We start from the raw sequence: 15494 nt of genomic DNA, 5'->3' as shown, positions 1-15494 counted from the left end.
AAAGCTATTTGCTTTTGGCTATTCGCCTTTAGCAAAATCAAAAAAATAAAATTCATAGTAACTATTTTTAGCTAAAGGCAAACTGCTAAAAGCTAAAATAAAAATTTAAAACAATGGCAAAACATATAAAATTTGATATTGAAGCAAGAGACGGATTAAAACGTGGAGTTGATGCTTTAGCAAATGCAGTAAAAGTAACTTTAGGACCAAAAGGAAGAAACGTAATTATTTCTAAATCTTTTGGTGCGCCAACGGTTACTAAAGATGGAGTTTCTGTAGCAAAAGAAATTGAGTTAGAAAATGAGCTTGAAAACATGGGAGCTCAAATGGTAAAAGAAGTTGCTTCTAAAACCAACGATTTAGCTGGTGATGGTACTACAACTGCTACCGTTCTTGCACAAGCAATTGTAAAAGAAGGATTAAAAAACGTTGCTGCAGGTGCAAACCCAATGGATTTAAAACGTGGAATTGACAAAGCGGTTGCTGCAATTATTGTAGACTTAGAAAAACAAGCTAAAAAAGTTGGTAATTCTTCTGAAAAAATTCAACAAGTTGCCGCTATTTCTGCAAATAACGATGCAGTAATTGGAGATTTAATAGCTACTGCTTTTGCCAAGGTTGGTAAAGAAGGTGTTATTACTGTTGAAGAGGCTAAAGGTATGGAAACATATGTTGATGTTGTAGAAGGTATGCAATTTGACAGAGGTTACTTATCTCCTTATTTTGTTACAGATGCAGACAAAATGATTGCAGATTTAGAAAACCCTTATATCTTATTATTTGATAAAAAGATTTCTAACTTACAAGAAATTCTTCCAATTTTAGAACCAGTTTCTCAGTCTGGACGTCCTTTATTAATCATTGCTGAAGATGTAGACGGACAAGCATTGGCTACTTTAGTAGTGAATAAATTACGTGGTGGTTTAAAAATTGCTGCTGTAAAAGCTCCTGGTTTTGGAGACAGAAGAAAAGCTATGTTAGAGGACATCGCTATTTTAACTGGCGGAACTGTAATTTCTGAAGAAAGAGGTTTTTCATTAGAAAATGCAACTTTAGATCTTTTAGGTACTGCAGAAACTATTACTGTAGATAAAGACAATACTACAATTGTAAATGGTTCTGGTAATGCAGAAGCTATTAAAACAAGAGTAAACCAAATAAAAGCGCAGATTGAAACTACAACTTCTGACTACGACAAAGAGAAACTACAAGAGCGTTTGGCTAAATTAGCTGGTGGTGTTGCTGTTTTATATGTTGGTGCTGCTTCTGAAGTAGAAATGAAAGAAAAGAAAGATAGAGTTGATGATGCTTTACATGCTACAAGAGCTGCCGTTGAAGAAGGTATTGTTGCCGGTGGTGGTGTTGCTTTAGTGCGCGCTAAAAGAGTTTTAGAAAAAATTACAACAGATAATTTAGACGAAACTACAGGTGTACAAATTATTAACAAAGCAATTGAAGCTCCTCTAAGAATTATTGTAGAGAATGCTGGTGGTGAAGGTTCTGTTGTTTTAAACAAAGTTTTAGAAGGTAAAAAAGACTTTGGTTATGACGCTAAAAATGATACGTACGTAGACATGTTAGAAGCAGGAATTATAGATCCTAAGAAAGTAACTCGTGTTGCATTAGAAAATGCTGCTTCTGTTGCCGGAATGATCTTAACTACAGAATGTGCTTTAGTAGATATTAAAGAAGATGCTCCTGCAGGAATGCCTCCAATGGGTGGTGGAATGCCAGGAATGATGTAGCCAGTAGCACTGGTGGGCAGGTTTTCACTCTTGCTTATTACATTTATATCAATAAAAAATCCGATAGATTAATTTCTATCGGATTTTTTTATTTCTATTTTATTACTACTTTTTTTCCCAAACTCTCACATAATCCACTTCCATAGCAGAAGGAAACTTCTTCTGCTCTTCTAAACTTGGTTTTGGCGGCACTGCAAATCCGTTACATTTAAAAATAGTATATGGATTTCTAATACCTAAAGAAAGTGCTACATTCATTGGTCTGTGCCAAAACTCATTTGCTTTTCTACCGATTTCTACTCCATCTACAAACCAAATAATTTCCTTTTCATTTACTTCACATCCATATATATGAAAATCATCTCTTGGATCGAATGACGCATGATTCTCATTTCTTTGCTTATCTCTATATTTATCATCATTTGGACGCATCCAAACGCGTCCCTTCCCTCCTTTTTGTCCATTAGAAACGATGGCATGTAAGTTATGATCTGTTATTCTTTCGTTCCCTGCTACTCTAGTTCCTCTTTGCGTAAGCTCTACAACATCAATTTCACTATACCTTACTTCTCCTTCTTTTACTAAAGAATCATCTATAGAACTATACATCCAAAAAGCAGGCGATAAACCAGGATACAATGGCGCTCCTTTAATACGCGCTTCATAATAACCATACACACTTTTTTTATATGATTTTAACATTCCTGAAGTAAAATACAAATCGAAATCTGGTGTAGATTTTTTAGTACAAGAATCAAAAAAACGTCTATCTGCTCCTTCATCATCAAAACGGGCAATAATTTTTAAACTACCATCTGAAAGAACTACGTTTTTCTCATTATCCCAGGTCCAAGTTTGCACATGCGTTGGGTTCTTCTGCCACTTTTTATAATCTACATTAAGCGCATCAAACTCATCTGAAACATCTTCTTTTAATGTCCATTTTTCTCCATCTTTAGAAGTAAATGGTTGTACTTTCTGAGAAACGGTATTAAAAGATATAAGCACAATCACAGAAAACAATAAACTTTTATTCATTATACGTTTTAATTATTATGAAATTAATTCTTTTTTTTCTGCTTTTTTAAATCACCCTGATGATCTAAAATAATTTCTTCATCTCTATATTTACAACAAGGATGTACAGAGTTGTATGCTTCTGTTGTTGCTACAACTTTTTTGTTATCTTCATCAAAAACATCATGACCAACTTTTAAAATATTTTGCTGAACAGTTTTAACATCTGTTTTACGTTCGTCCATAATTAAATTTAATTGATGTGAGCTAACATCCCAAAGGGCAAACTTTACTCCTTTTGTTTTTAAGGCTGCGGTTTCGATACGCTTTTTACACATACCACAAAGACCATCTACTTTAAAAGTAATTTTTGCATTCTTGTTCTTTTTTACTTCTTGTGATTGTGCTGAAAAACCAATCAAACATAAACTTAATACGAATAGTAATTTTTTCATTTTTATAATAATTTTTTTAAGTTAATACTTAATACAATTGGGTGGGTTATTTTATTTTAAATCTTAATCCTGTATAAAATGCTCTTCCAAAAATTGGAGAATACACAATGGTACTATCAAAATATGAACCAAAAGGATCATCACTAGCTAAAATAGGATTTTTCTGCTGAACATTCGTCAAGTTTTCTGCACCAACATACACTTCAAACTTATCTGAAAACACCTTTGTTATTTGTGAATTTAACAATTGATAAGAATCTGAATGTGTTGCTAACTGATATTGTACCGGATTAAATGCTGTATTTGGCAAACGTTGTTTACCGATACTATTAAAGGTAACATCAAATTTCCATTGAGAACCATTTTCTTCTGCAACAGTCTTATAAGAAAGGTTTGCAAAAAATCTATTTTTAGGTTGAATAGGTTTCTGCAAGTTTCCACTTTTATAATCTGTAGTAATATCAAAATATTTATAGGCAGTTCTCAAATTAAAATTATCTACAAGATTATAACTCACTTCTACTTGAAAACTATTCGCAATACTTTTTCCATTTAAATCGTAAAAAGAAATTTCCTGTGGATTTTCCCAATCTACAATAACTTGATTTTTAAAATCTGTTCTATAATAATCAAAAGTGATATCTCCTTTTTGATTAAAAAGATTGAATTTCTGCATATAAGAAACTCCATAATTCCAAGCAATTTCTGGATTTAAACCATAAATATTTCCACCCGCATCATCAACTTTTATTTGTCTTGAACTTGCAAATAACTGTTGATTCTCAGCAAAAATATTAGCACTTCTTTTTCCTCTTCCTGCAGACATTCTCACCACACTATTCTCCCAAGGAACGTAGCGTAAATGCAAACGTGGAGTAATAAAAGTACCTAATAAATTGTGTGTATCAACTCTAACCCCAGCAGTAAAACTAAAATTATCTAAATTGTCAAAACCATATTCAAAAAAAGCGCCTAACGAATTTTCTTTTCTATCGTAATTATTAATATTTACCAACTCATCATATTTATCATACGTAAAACTAATTCCTGTTTTAAACTTATTTCGAGTATCGCCAATAATTGAATTGAAAATTAAATTAGAATACACACTTTCATGTTCTATATCATATACATTTAAACCAAAATACGAGTCTTGTTGATGATTGCTGTATGCCATTTGAAAACCAATACTTTGATAGGGTGATTCTGGAAAAACATAGCCTAATTTTGCTGAAGTTTCAAAACGCTTTGTATCAATTTCACTTCCCCAAGCATTTGTTGTTCCTTTATCTAAATCTGGATTAAAATTAAGTTGACCAGTTTGTTTTTCATCATTTAAATAACGAACATTTATAAAACTTACCCAACCTTTTTCGGCATCTGTATATTGCCAACGATTCATTACATTAATTTGATTTGCTAACGGATTGTCTAAAAAATTATCGTTGTTTTTATCAAATTTCTCCCCTCTGTAATTTCCATGAACATAGACACCTGTAGACCATTTATCGGAAACTTTCTGATTAAAATGTGTATTTAACTCGAGTCTTCCATTTAAAGAAGAATAGGCATTAACAAAGAATTTATTATCAGAAAAAGGTTTTACCAATTCTGCATTTATTTGTCCAGATATACTTTCATAACCATTAACAACGGAACCCGCTCCTTTTGTAATTTGAATACTTTCTACCCAAGTACCTGGTGTAAATGTGAGTCCAAAAACCTGAGAAGCACCTCTTACTGAAGGTATGTTTTCTTGTGTAATTAACAAATACGGACTAGTTAAACCCAGCATTTGTATTTGTTTTGTCCCTGTTAAAGCATCAGAAAAACTAACATCTATAGAAGGATTTGTTTCAAAACTTTCTGCCAAATTGCAACAAGCAGCTTTTAATAATTCTTCTGAATTAACGGTAAACATATTTGCTGTTGACAAAAAAGATTTCTGAATTGCATTTCGTTTACTTTTAATAACTACTTCATCTAAATCGCCTTCTGGCGTAATAAAATGATGCACAGGCTTTAAACTTGTAACGGTTAAAGTATCTGTCTTATAGCCTAAATAATTAACTACTAATTTTTTATATTCTGGTTTGTAATCTATAGTAAACCACCCTTTTTTATTAGTAATTGCACTCACGTTTGTATTTAACCAATGTACAGTTACATCGGTAACACCTAAATTATCTTTAGGATTATTTTTATCCATAATCATCCCCTTAAATATTGTTTGAGAAAAGAGTATGACAGGAATAAATAGTAGAAAACTACTAAGTATATATTTTTTCATTGTATGTTTTAATTTTAATAAATATTGAATATTGCATTTTAAGATTTCCGTTTTCACGGGAACAACAAATTCAAAGCCTTTAAAGTGATAAAAATCACTATAAACGCTTTTTAATTAAAATCAAATTAAAAAAGATTGGTAAAAAATCTGATAATCTAAAGGAATCTCAGGTGGAGAAAAGTTTTTGTAGTAGGTTTTCTTAGATTTATTATCGACAAATAAATCATTGTAAGAAATATAAAATGCAGCTAGAAATTGTTGTTTTTCAAGATTAAAATCATCAATTTGAGTTTGCCTTAATTCCTCTTGACCTTTAATGTGATGAATTTCATCTTTACAACAGTTTTTCTTCTTAGCAACTTTTTGCATTTCCATGCCGCAATCATCAGCATGCCCCACAAAAGAAACATCCATTAAAAAATCTCCACAATAATGTTTTTCTACCGTAAAAGAAAAGGTAGAAAACAACACTAGAAGTGCTAACAAAAATGATGTTATTTTAGAAATAGTCTGTTTCATTGCTTTTGCAAATTTACAATAAGAAATTCTAAATTCATGCTAAATTATCTATTACTCAATTTTTGATAATAAAATGCTGGCAGTAATATTAATAAAAATAGCGGATGAATAATAAATCTACGGATATAAAAAGGTAATAAATAACCACTTTTAAATTGATCTTTAACTAAAAAGACAAAAACAACCATAAGAATCATAAATGCTATCATTAAGAAAAATCCAGAAAATTTAAGATAGTCTTTTCTTTCAAACAAAACCCAGATTAAACCTAATGTTATAGCGGAATTCAATAGATATCGATACAGCATATTTATCATTAAACGCCAAACATCAATTTGCTCAATATTTTTATATAAATAATCATTTTTAAAATACAGCACTAAAGGATCATAAAATAATTTAGATGCAGTAGATCTTACAACAAAAAGTAGTAGAAAAAGTATTAAAACTAACGCTATTTTAATGTATTTGTTCATCTTTTAAAATTAGAAAACTTGTTAACCCACACAACCCACAATAAAAAAACAGCACCGTAAATAATTGCCGGAAAAACTAAATCATGCAAAAAACCAACCTTGTGTGGATATTTATAAATCATAACCGTAAGAAATGCAATTCTTAAAACATTTACAATATAGATAAAAACACTGCCAAAAACAGCAAACAAAAAAGTAGCTTTAAATGAACCCGAAAAGGCAATAATGAATGAAATAAATAGAATAATTAAACTTATAGAATTGCAACCCTCTATTACTCTGGCTGTATATTTCCCTTCTATTATTAATTTTACTGATACTTCTTTATCGTGCTGAACCGCATCTACATGATACCCCAAAAAAGTAAGTACTTTTACTGTTTGATTTGCAACAGCTGTTGTTATGGAGGCTGTTTTATAAATACCTTCTTTTTTTTGAGAATGTTGTAAGTAACTATTATAAATGGTTACTAATAAAAAGTAGGTTACAAAAAACTTAATCAGAAAAATGATAATGCTTTTATGTTTCTTCACAATAAATTTTAATTTAATTTAGCTCTTAATTTATAGAACGAATATACAAAATGAATATTGATATCTTACAACCACAAATAGACAAAATAATTTCATCGAACACCACAAAAGATGAAAAACTACAGGCAATTTGCAATTATCTAGAAAAAGAAATCTCCTATTATGATTGGGTAGGTTTTTATTTTAAAAACGGAGATAAAAATGAGTTAAAATTAGCGCAATATACTGGAGAAGAAACAGAACACACTATTATTCCGTTTGGTAAAGGGATTTGTGGGCAAGTAGCTGTTAGCAATGAAAACTTTATAGTACAAGATGTTTCTGCACAAGAAAATTATATTTCTTGTGGATGGAAAGTGAAATCTGAAATTGTAATACCCATTTTTGTAAATGGAGAAAATATTGGACAAATTGATATAGACTCACATACCGCAAATACATTTTCCGCAAAAGACGAAGCTCTTTTAGAGTATATTTGCAAAGAATTATCAGAAATACTTTAATTTTATTGTATTTTATTCAATTTATACTTAAATTTGATGAATATAATGTAATTTATATTTATCAAATTTAAAATAATGAGAAATCACAAATCAACAGCTACATTTTCTTCTAGAAACTCATCAATTAACCACAACACAAAAAACGAATCTATTTTAGATCATTTTATCGTTTGGTTTAGAGATTTTTTGGACAATGCAGAATAGTTGATTCTTATATTTCTGATTATAAATATTTCATTTAATATTTGTTGTTAATTACTTGCTATTTTTGTTACTATCTTTTATTGCCTTAGAAGATTGCTTTACCTAAATTTGCACGCTTAACAACACAACACTAAATGAGCACTTCAAAAACAATTAAATCCGCATTAATTTCGGTATTTCACAAAGATGGTCTAGAACCAGTTGTAAAAAAATTAAATGAATTAAATGTAACCATCTATTCTACAGGTGGTACAGAAAAATTTATTAAAGATTTAGGAATCAATGTAATTCCGGTAGACGAGGTTACTTCTTACCCATCTATACTTGGTGGTAGAGTTAAAACATTACACCCTAAAGTTTTTGGAGGAATTCTAAACAGACAAGATAATGAGAGTGATGTTGCTGAGTTAGCAGAATATAATATTCCACAAATAGATTTAGTAATTGTAGATTTATATCCGTTTGAAAAAACAGTTGCTTCTGGAGCTGCTGAACAAGATATTGTTGAAAAAATTGATATTGGTGGAATCTCTTTAATTAGAGCAGCTGCAAAGAACTTTAAAGATACCGTTATTCTTTCTTCTATGGATCAATACGAAGATTTTTTAAATACTCTTTCTGAAGGAAATGGAGAAACTACCATTGCTGAAAGAAAAAAATTAGCTGCAAAAGCATTTAATATTTCTTCTCATTACGATACTGCTATTTTTAACTACTTTAACGAAGATGAAATAGTTTATAAAGCAAGTGAACAAAACGCAAACGTTTTACGTTATGGCGAAAATCCTCATCAGAAAGGTTATTTCTTTGGAGACTTAGAAGCAATGTTTGATAAATTACATGGTAAAGAATTAAGCTACAATAATTTATTAGACGTTGATGCTGCTGTAAATTTAATTCAAGAATTTAAAGGAGAAACACCAACTTTTGCTATTTTAAAACACAATAATGCTTGTGGTTTTGCACAAAGAGAAACACTTAGTCAAGCCTATACAGATGCTTTAGCTGGAGACCCAGTTTCTGCTTTTGGTGGTGTTTTAATTGCAAATACAGAAATAGACAAAGAAACTGCAGAAAAAATTCATACTTTATTTTGTGAAGTTGTAATTGCTCCTTCTTTTTCTGATGATGCATTAGCTATTTTAAAAGGTAAGAAAAACAGAATTATTTTAATTCAAAAAGACGTTGCATTACCAACAACAACTGTTAGAACTTGTTTAAATGGTTCTTTAGTACAAGATAAAGACAGTATTACAGATCAATTATCAGATTTAAAGTACGTAACAAACAATAAACCTTCTCAAAGTGAGTTAGATGATTTGTTATTTGCTTCTAAATTGTGTAAAAACACAAAATCTAACACCATAATACTTGTTAAAAACAAACAATTATTAGCTGGAGGAACAGGACAAACTAGTAGAGTTGACGCGCTAAACCAAGCAATTGAAAAAGCAAATTCTTTTAACTTTAATTTAGAAGGATGTGTAATGGCAAGTGATGCGTTTTTCCCTTTCCCTGATTGTGTAGAAATTGCAGATAACGCAGGAATAAAAAGTGTTATTCAACCTGGTGGATCTATTAAAGACCAGTTAAGTATAGATTATTGTAATGATCACAATATATCTATGGTAATGACAGGTACAAGACATTTTAAACATTAACTTTTAATATGTATTTTACACTCAGAATTTTAGTAATTTTGTAAAAATACATCAAGAATAAAACAACAAATATATTTTATGGGTTTTTTCGATTTTATGACGGAAGATATTGCGATTGATTTAGGAACCGCAAATACTTTAATAATTCACAACGGTAAAGTGGTTATTGATAGTCCTTCGATTGTTGCAAGAAATAGGATTACTGGAGAAATTATTGCAATTGGAAAGGAAGCCAATTTAATGCAAGGAAAAACCCATGAAAATATTAAAACAATTCGTCCTTTAAAAGACGGAGTTATTGCAGATTTTGAAGCATCAGAACAGATGATTAAAGAGTTTGTAAAACAAATTCCATCTATTAAAAAACGTTTATTCCCACCTGCTTTAAGAATGGTTATCTGTATTCCTTCTGGAATTACAGAAGTAGAAAAACGAGCTGTTCGTGATTCTGCTAAACACATGAACGCAAAAGAAATCTATTTAATTTATGAGCCTATGGCTGCTGCAATTGGTGTTGGTATAGACATTATGGAGCCAAAAGGAAACATGATTATTGATATAGGTGGTGGTACAACAGAAATTGCTGTTATTGCTTTAGGTGGTATTGTTTGTGATCAATCTGTAAAAGTTGCAGGAGATCTTTTTACAAATGATATTATGTATTATATGCGTACGCAACACAACTTACATGTTGGAGAGTCTACTGCAGAAAAAATAAAAATTACCATTGGTGCCGCAACAGAAGATTTAGAAACTCCACCAGACGAAATGTTGGTTCAGGGTAGAGACTTACTAAGCGGAAAACCAAAACAAGTACAAGTTTCTTATAGAGAAATTGCAAAAGCACTAGACAAATCTATTTTAAGAATTGAAGATGCTGTAATGGAAACTTTGTCTAAAACTCCACCAGAATTGGCTGCAGACATCTACAATACCGGTATTTATTTAGCAGGAGGAGGTTCTATGTTAAGAGGTTTAGATAAGCGTTTATCTAGAAAAACAGACTTACCTGTTTATGTAGCAGAAGACCCATTAAGAGCGGTTGTTCGAGGAACAGGAACTGCTTTAAAAGAATTAAAAAAATACAAAAATGTATTAATGAAATAGTAGTTTTTAAGTTCTAACAATGCAACAGATTATCTATTTTTTTCAGAAGTTTAAGTATTTTCTGTTTTTTTTATTGTTAGCGTTAATAGCACTAACGTTCACTTTTAATAACCTTAGTTTTCAGAAAAGTAAATTTATAAATTCTGCCAATGGTATTACGGGTGGTTTTTTCTCAACAATTTCTAATGCAACGGAATATGTAGGGTTAAAATCTGAAAATAAAATTTTATCAGAAGAAAACACACGTCTAAATAATCTTTTAGAAAAAAAGAACTCCTTACGTATTAGCACCGACTCAACAATTATAGATTCCTTAAAATATCATCAAAAATACACTTTTACAAACGCTAAGATCATCAACAATAGTTACAGTAAACAATTTAATTTTTTAACTATCAATAAAGGTAAACACCAAAATATAGATAAAGAAATGGCTGTAATTAATAGTAAAGGAATTATTGGCATCACTGAAAGCTCATCAAATAATTATACCCGTGTTCAATCTATTTTAAATAAAAATAGTGGTATAAACGCAAGGCTAAAAAACAGTAATTACTTTGGTACTTTAGGCTGGAATGGTCTAGATTATAAAACGGTACAACTTTCTGATATACCAAGACAAGCTCCTTTAAAAATTGGAGACACTATTGAAACTGATGGTAAGTCTACTATTTTCCCTGAAGGAATACCTGTTGGAACCATTTCTAAAATAAATAAAGGAAACACAGCCAACAATAAAGTAGATGTAAAATTATTTAATGATATGAGTAACCTCGGTTATGTTTATATCATTAAAAATTTAGATAAAGAGGAAATACAATCTTTAGAAACCGTAAGTAATGAATAAAAGTATAAATCAAATTTTATTTTTTTTATTCTTGCTGTTTTTGCAAGTTTTAGTCCTAAACAATATTAATTTTTTAGGCTATATAAACCCTTATCTTTATATAGCATTTGTATTTTTATATCCTGTAAAAGAAAATAGATTTTCTATTCTTTTTTTATCTTTTCTATTAGGTTTATTGGTTGATTTCTTTTCTAATTCTGGAGGTATTCATGCTTTTGCAACTTTATTTATTGCGTATGTAAGATTGTTTTTTATAAATGCATATTTTAGAAAAATACCTGCAGATTATCCTTTCTTCAGCTTAAAATCAGAATCTTTTGGTAAAGTTTTTAACTATGTAGTAACTTTAACAATAATTCATCATCTTATTTATTTTTCTTTTGCTAATTTTAGTTTTCAAAATTTATCAATGGTTTTATTTAACACATTATATTCAAGTGTTTTTACATTGATCTTATTTTTTCTAGGAACCTATATTTTTACTAAAACCGAATAATGCAAAGAAGTTTTTTACTTTATTTTTTAATTACACTTATTGGAATTATTTTTATTGGAAGACTTTTTCAATTGCAAGTAATTAGAGGTGGCAACTATGATCCTATACATAATTCTGCCGTAAAAATTGAATACAACTACCCAGAAAGAGGTTATGTATATGATAGAAATGGCAAACTTTTAGTTGCCAATCAGCTTTCTTATGACGTTATGGTACAACCAAACCAGGTAAAACCGTTAGACACTATAGAATTTTGTAATCTATTAAAAATTGATAAAAAAGACTTTTTAAAAAGATTAGAGAAAGCAGACAATTATGCACCTTATTTACCTTCTGTTTTTTTAAAACAATTAGCTAAAGAAGATTTCGCTTTTCTTCAAGAAAAACTACATAAATACTCTGGTTTTTTTATTCAAAAAAGAATCATTAGAAAATATCCTATTAATGCAGCCGCAAATGTACTTGGTTATATTGGTGAAGTAAATGAAACTTTAGCAAAAGAAAATGCCTACTACCAACCAGGTGAGTTAATTGGAAAAGATGGAATTGAAAGACAATATGAAGATTACTTAAGAGGAACTAAAGGAAAAAAATACCTGCAAAGAAACAACTTAAATAAAGTTACAGGGTCTTACCTAAATGGTAAATACGATACGTTACCAAAAAATGGTAAAGACTTAACTTTAACACTAGATATAGACCTACAGCTTTATGCTCAAAAACTAATGACTGGTAAAAGAGGAGGAATTGTAGCCATAGAACCTTCAACTGGAGAAATTCTAGCACTAGTAACCGCCCCTAGTTACAACCCAAACATGTTGGTTGGTAGAAAACGATCTAAAAATTCTACCATCCTTTTTAATGACACCATAAGCAAACCTTCTTATGACAGGGGCTTATTAGCAGCTTACGCTCCTGGTTCTCCTTTTAAAATGATGAATGCTTTAATAGGCCTTCAAGAAGGTGTTATTACAGAAGAGACTGGTTTTAGATGTCATCATGGTTTTAGATACGGTAGCAGAGCAGGTGCTTTTATGGGATGCCATTGCGGAATTACGGGAAGGCCAGTACAACTAAAAGCAGCCATTGCAAGATCTTGTAACACTTACTTTTCTAACACTTATAAAAGAATTATAGAAAAAGACAACAATCCATCAGAAGGTTTAGATACCTGGCATAACCACATTGCTAGTTTTGGTTTAGGTGACTATTTAGGGTATGATTTACCTGCAGGAAGTCCTGGATTAATTCCTACCGGAAAATATTATGATGATATTTATAAATATTCTTGGAATGGTTCTACTACCATATCCAATGCTATTGGCCAAGGAGAAGTTTTAACAACCCCTATTCAACTTGCTAATTTTACAGCTGCAATTGCCAATAAAGGATATTTCTTTACACCTCACGTGTTAAAAGAAGTAAATAAAAACCATATTAAAGATCCTAAATATACAATTGCAAAAAAAACAACGATAGATAAAAAGTATTTTACTCCTGTAATTGAAGCCATGCGCGAAGTTTTTATAACAGGAACAGGGAGGTTTAATCAAGTAAAAGGAATTGAAATTTGTGGAAAAACCGGAACCGCAGAAAACTTTGCAAGAATAGACGGTCAAAAAATTCAACTTCCAGATCATTCAATTCTTGTGGCATTTGCCCCTAAAGAAAATCCTAAAATTGCGTTAGCTATTTTCGTTGAAAATGGTGGTTTTGGTTCTGCAATTGCGGCTCCAATTACCAGCCTACTTATAGAAAAATACTTAAACGGTAAAATATCTAAAGCAGACAAATATAGAGAGCAAAGAATGTTAGACTTAAGTTTAGAAGATATTTATGCTAAACTAAACCAAAAACCTAAAGAAATTGCGACAGGAACGGAATAACATTTTTGCAGAAATCGATTGGCTTTTAGTTTTTTTATTCTTTACCCTTGTTGGTTTTGGATGGATGAATATTTATGCCGCTTCCAAAACGGAAGAAAATCATCAAATCTTAGACTTTTCAACCAAATATGGAAAACAAATTCTTTGGATAGGTTTAAGCGTTCCATTAATTGTTATCATCCTTTTTTTTAATTCTAAATTTTACGAAAAATATTCTAGTATTTTTTACATCATCTCACTGTTTGTATTAATACTTCTTTTCCCTTTTGGAAAAGAAATAAACGGAGCAAAATCTTGGTTTAATTTTGGAGGAATGACTTTACAACCTTCAGAATTTGTAAAAGCTTTTACAGCCTTAGCGGTCGCTAAATTATTAAGTGATAGACAATACAATTTAAACTTAGTTAAAAACCAGATAAAAGCCTTTATCATTATTTTTACTCCAGCACTATTAATTACACTACAGCCAGATGCAGGTTCTGCATTAATTTATTTAGCCTTCTTTTTTGTGTTAAATAGAGAAGGTTTAACTCTAAATTATATACTTATAGGATCGTTGGTTATTATTGTTTTTATTTCAACTATCTTCTTCGGTTATATTTCTGTCTTATTCTTTTTATTAGCATTACTTACATTGGGTGTAATTTATGCCGTTTATAAAGGCGGTAATAGATTTATTCGTTTTAATTGGTATAAAGTTTTAGGCTTATACGTAATTACCACACTCTTTATATTCGGAACAAACCTTGTTTACAATAATGTTTTTAAACAACACCATAGAGATCGGTTTGAAGTTTTATTAGGCTTAAAAACAGATAAAACAAATATCGGGTATAATTCTTATCAATCTGAATTAACAATAAGCTCTGGAAGTTGGCTGGGTAAAGGATTTTTAAAAGGAGATATTACCAAAGGAGATTTTGTACCAGAGCAACACACAGATTATATTTTTAGTACTGTTGGAGAAGAATGGGGATTCTTAGGTAGTAGTTTTGTTATTATTCTTTTTATGTTGATGATGTATAGAATAATATACTTAGCAGAAACACATAACAATAAATTTGGACGAATTTACGGCTATAGTGTTGCTTCTATTCTCTTTTTTCATGTTCTAGTAAACATAGGAATGGTTATTGGCCTATTACCAACTGTAGGAATTCCATTACCCTTTTTTAGCTATGGGGGGTCATCTCTTTGGGGTTTTACCATCTTACTTTTTATCTTTATAAGGTTAGATGCTCATAAACACTACGATTGGTAAAATAGATCTATTCCTTTATTTTAAAGAAACTTTATTAATCAGAATCATCTAATCAAGCAAATATATCCTTTATTGATTTTAATTGTTTGCATGCATTCTAAAATGCTTTTAAAGGACCATTTAGAGGTATTAGAAACATAGTATTCCTTTTCTTTAGACTAACTAATATTTATGCATACTACTAAATACTCACAACTTTTGGACTTGATCCCTTTTTAGACTCTCAAATATTTATGCATAATTTCTGAATCCCACAACTTTTTGACTTGATCCATAACTACCCTCTTTAAATTTAGAGCAAAAAAAAAGCTCTGAATTTTCATTCAGAGCTTTTAAGTTTTAATGCTTTTAAAATCTTACATTGCAGCAACGTGCTTTGTTAATTTAGATTTTAAATTGGCTGCTTTGTTTTTGTGGATAATGTTATTCTTAGCTAACTTATCTAACATAGAAATAACTTTACCTAATTTAGTTTCTGCATCTTTTTTATCTTC

The 15494-nt window shown here is 30.3% G+C and carries 16 protein-coding genes; 9 read left to right on the top strand and 7 right to left on the bottom strand.

Annotated features, from left to right (window positions below; genetic code table 11):
• Positions 1–113 precede the first annotated feature (113 nt).
• Positions 114–1745, top strand: coding sequence for a chaperonin GroEL (groL, locus tag MPF19_RS16875; RefSeq protein WP_203394924.1), 1632 nt, complete (start codon positions 114–116; stop codon positions 1743–1745).
• Positions 1746–1850: 105 nt separating this feature from the next.
• Here groL and MPF19_RS16870 read toward each other — a convergent pair whose 3' ends face one another.
• From MPF19_RS16870 to xrtF, 6 genes are all read right to left on the bottom strand, one after another.
• Entirely contained in the window at positions 1851–2783 is a 933-nt protein-coding gene (locus MPF19_RS16870; RefSeq protein ID WP_203394925.1) for a family 16 glycosylhydrolase, read from the bottom strand.
• Positions 2784–2806: 23 nt separating this feature from the next.
• Positions 2807–3217, bottom strand: coding sequence for a heavy-metal-associated domain-containing protein (locus MPF19_RS16865; RefSeq protein ID WP_203394926.1), 411 nt, complete (start codon positions 3215–3217; stop codon positions 2807–2809).
• Positions 3218–3263: 46 nt separating this feature from the next.
• On the bottom strand, positions 3264–5507 hold the full coding sequence (locus MPF19_RS16860) for a TonB-dependent receptor (protein WP_249989421.1): 2244 nt from the start codon (positions 5505–5507) through the stop codon (positions 3264–3266).
• A 120-nt stretch (positions 5508–5627) separates the two neighbouring features.
• Positions 5628–6026 carry an HYC_CC_PP family protein gene (locus MPF19_RS16855; protein ID WP_203394928.1) on the bottom strand — a complete coding sequence of 133 codons (399 nt, stop codon included), beginning with the start codon at positions 6024–6026 and terminating at the stop codon, positions 5628–5630.
• A 44-nt stretch (positions 6027–6070) separates the two neighbouring features.
• Positions 6071–6502 (bottom strand): exosortase F system-associated membrane protein, encoded by a 432-nt coding sequence (locus MPF19_RS16850; RefSeq protein WP_249989419.1) that lies wholly within the window; start codon positions 6500–6502, stop codon positions 6071–6073.
• Positions 6499–7035, bottom strand: a complete 537-nt coding sequence (gene xrtF, locus MPF19_RS16845; RefSeq protein ID WP_203394930.1) for an exosortase family protein XrtF — start codon at positions 7033–7035, stop codon at positions 6499–6501. The genes MPF19_RS16850 and xrtF overlap by 4 nt, the downstream gene beginning before the upstream one ends.
• Before the next feature lie 50 nt (positions 7036–7085).
• Here xrtF and MPF19_RS16840 point away from each other — a divergent pair, with 50 nt between their 5' ends.
• From MPF19_RS16840 to rodA, 8 genes are all read left to right on the top strand, one after another.
• Entirely contained in the window at positions 7086–7538 is a 453-nt protein-coding gene (locus MPF19_RS16840) for an XrtF-associated fRMsr-like GAF protein (RefSeq protein WP_203394931.1), read from the top strand.
• Between the two features lie 75 nt (positions 7539–7613).
• Positions 7614–7742: a hypothetical protein gene (locus MPF19_RS19375; protein ID WP_284041576.1), complete on the top strand. Its 129-nt coding sequence runs from the start codon at positions 7614–7616 to the stop codon at positions 7740–7742.
• A 134-nt stretch (positions 7743–7876) separates the two neighbouring features.
• Entirely contained in the window at positions 7877–9403 is a 1527-nt protein-coding gene (purH, locus tag MPF19_RS16835; protein ID WP_203394932.1) for a bifunctional phosphoribosylaminoimidazolecarboxamide formyltransferase/IMP cyclohydrolase, read from the top strand.
• 78 nt (positions 9404–9481) lie between these two features.
• On the top strand, positions 9482–10510 hold the full coding sequence (locus MPF19_RS16830) for a rod shape-determining protein (protein ID WP_203394933.1): 1029 nt from the start codon (positions 9482–9484) through the stop codon (positions 10508–10510).
• 19 nt (positions 10511–10529) lie between these two features.
• The gene (gene mreC / locus MPF19_RS16825) at positions 10530–11357 is read left to right on the top strand and encodes a rod shape-determining protein MreC (protein WP_203394934.1); all 828 of its coding nucleotides are present in this window, start codon (positions 10530–10532) and stop codon (positions 11355–11357) included.
• Positions 11350–11853 (top strand): rod shape-determining protein MreD, encoded by a 504-nt coding sequence (gene mreD, locus MPF19_RS16820; RefSeq protein WP_249989417.1) that lies wholly within the window; start codon positions 11350–11352, stop codon positions 11851–11853. Before mreC ends, mreD begins: the two co-directional genes overlap by 8 nt.
• Positions 11853–13739 (top strand): penicillin-binding protein 2, encoded by a 1887-nt coding sequence (gene mrdA, locus MPF19_RS16815; RefSeq protein WP_249989415.1) that lies wholly within the window; start codon positions 11853–11855, stop codon positions 13737–13739. Before mreD ends, mrdA begins: the two co-directional genes overlap by 1 nt.
• Complete coding sequence (gene rodA, locus MPF19_RS16810; RefSeq protein WP_203394937.1) at positions 13720–15000, top strand: rod shape-determining protein RodA; 1281 nt, start codon at positions 13720–13722, stop codon at positions 14998–15000. The genes mrdA and rodA overlap by 20 nt, the downstream gene beginning before the upstream one ends.
• Before the next feature lie 356 nt (positions 15001–15356).
• Here the strand turns inward: rodA and rpsT are convergent.
• Positions 15357–15494: 30S ribosomal protein S20 (gene rpsT, locus MPF19_RS16805; protein WP_249989446.1), on the bottom strand; the 138-nt coding region annotated here is incomplete at its 5' end.

The sequence above is a fragment of the Polaribacter sp. Z014 genome, from assembly GCF_023555435.1.
In the GTDB taxonomy this organism is placed as follows: domain Bacteria; phylum Bacteroidota; class Bacteroidia; order Flavobacteriales; family Flavobacteriaceae; genus Polaribacter.
The sequence above is the reverse complement of the archived record's forward strand: the minus strand, read 5'-3'. Positions and strand labels throughout refer to the sequence as shown.

Coding starts and splice junctions, on each gene's coding strand:
- groL (WP_203394924.1), top strand. CDS start 114: ATGGCAAAACATATAAAATTTGATATTGAAGCAAGAGACGGATTAAAA.
- MPF19_RS16870 (WP_203394925.1), bottom strand. CDS start 2,783: ATGAATAAAAGTTTATTGTTTTCTGTGATTGTGCTTATATCTTTTAAT.
- MPF19_RS16865 (WP_203394926.1), bottom strand. CDS start 3,217: ATGAAAAAATTACTATTCGTATTAAGTTTATGTTTGATTGGTTTTTCA.
- MPF19_RS16860 (WP_249989421.1), bottom strand. CDS start 5,507: ATGAAAAAATATATACTTAGTAGTTTTCTACTATTTATTCCTGTCATA.
- MPF19_RS16855 (WP_203394928.1), bottom strand. CDS start 6,026: ATGAAACAGACTATTTCTAAAATAACATCATTTTTGTTAGCACTTCTA.
- MPF19_RS16850 (WP_249989419.1), bottom strand. CDS start 6,502: ATGAACAAATACATTAAAATAGCGTTAGTTTTAATACTTTTTCTACTA.
- MPF19_RS16840 (WP_203394931.1), top strand. CDS start 7,086: ATGAATATTGATATCTTACAACCACAAATAGACAAAATAATTTCATCG.
- MPF19_RS19375 (WP_284041576.1), top strand. CDS start 7,614: ATGAGAAATCACAAATCAACAGCTACATTTTCTTCTAGAAACTCATCA.
- purH (WP_203394932.1), top strand. CDS start 7,877: ATGAGCACTTCAAAAACAATTAAATCCGCATTAATTTCGGTATTTCAC.
- MPF19_RS16830 (WP_203394933.1), top strand. CDS start 9,482: ATGGGTTTTTTCGATTTTATGACGGAAGATATTGCGATTGATTTAGGA.
- mreC (WP_203394934.1), top strand. CDS start 10,530: ATGCAACAGATTATCTATTTTTTTCAGAAGTTTAAGTATTTTCTGTTT.
- mreD (WP_249989417.1), top strand. CDS start 11,350: ATGAATAAAAGTATAAATCAAATTTTATTTTTTTTATTCTTGCTGTTT.
- mrdA (WP_249989415.1), top strand. CDS start 11,853: ATGCAAAGAAGTTTTTTACTTTATTTTTTAATTACACTTATTGGAATT.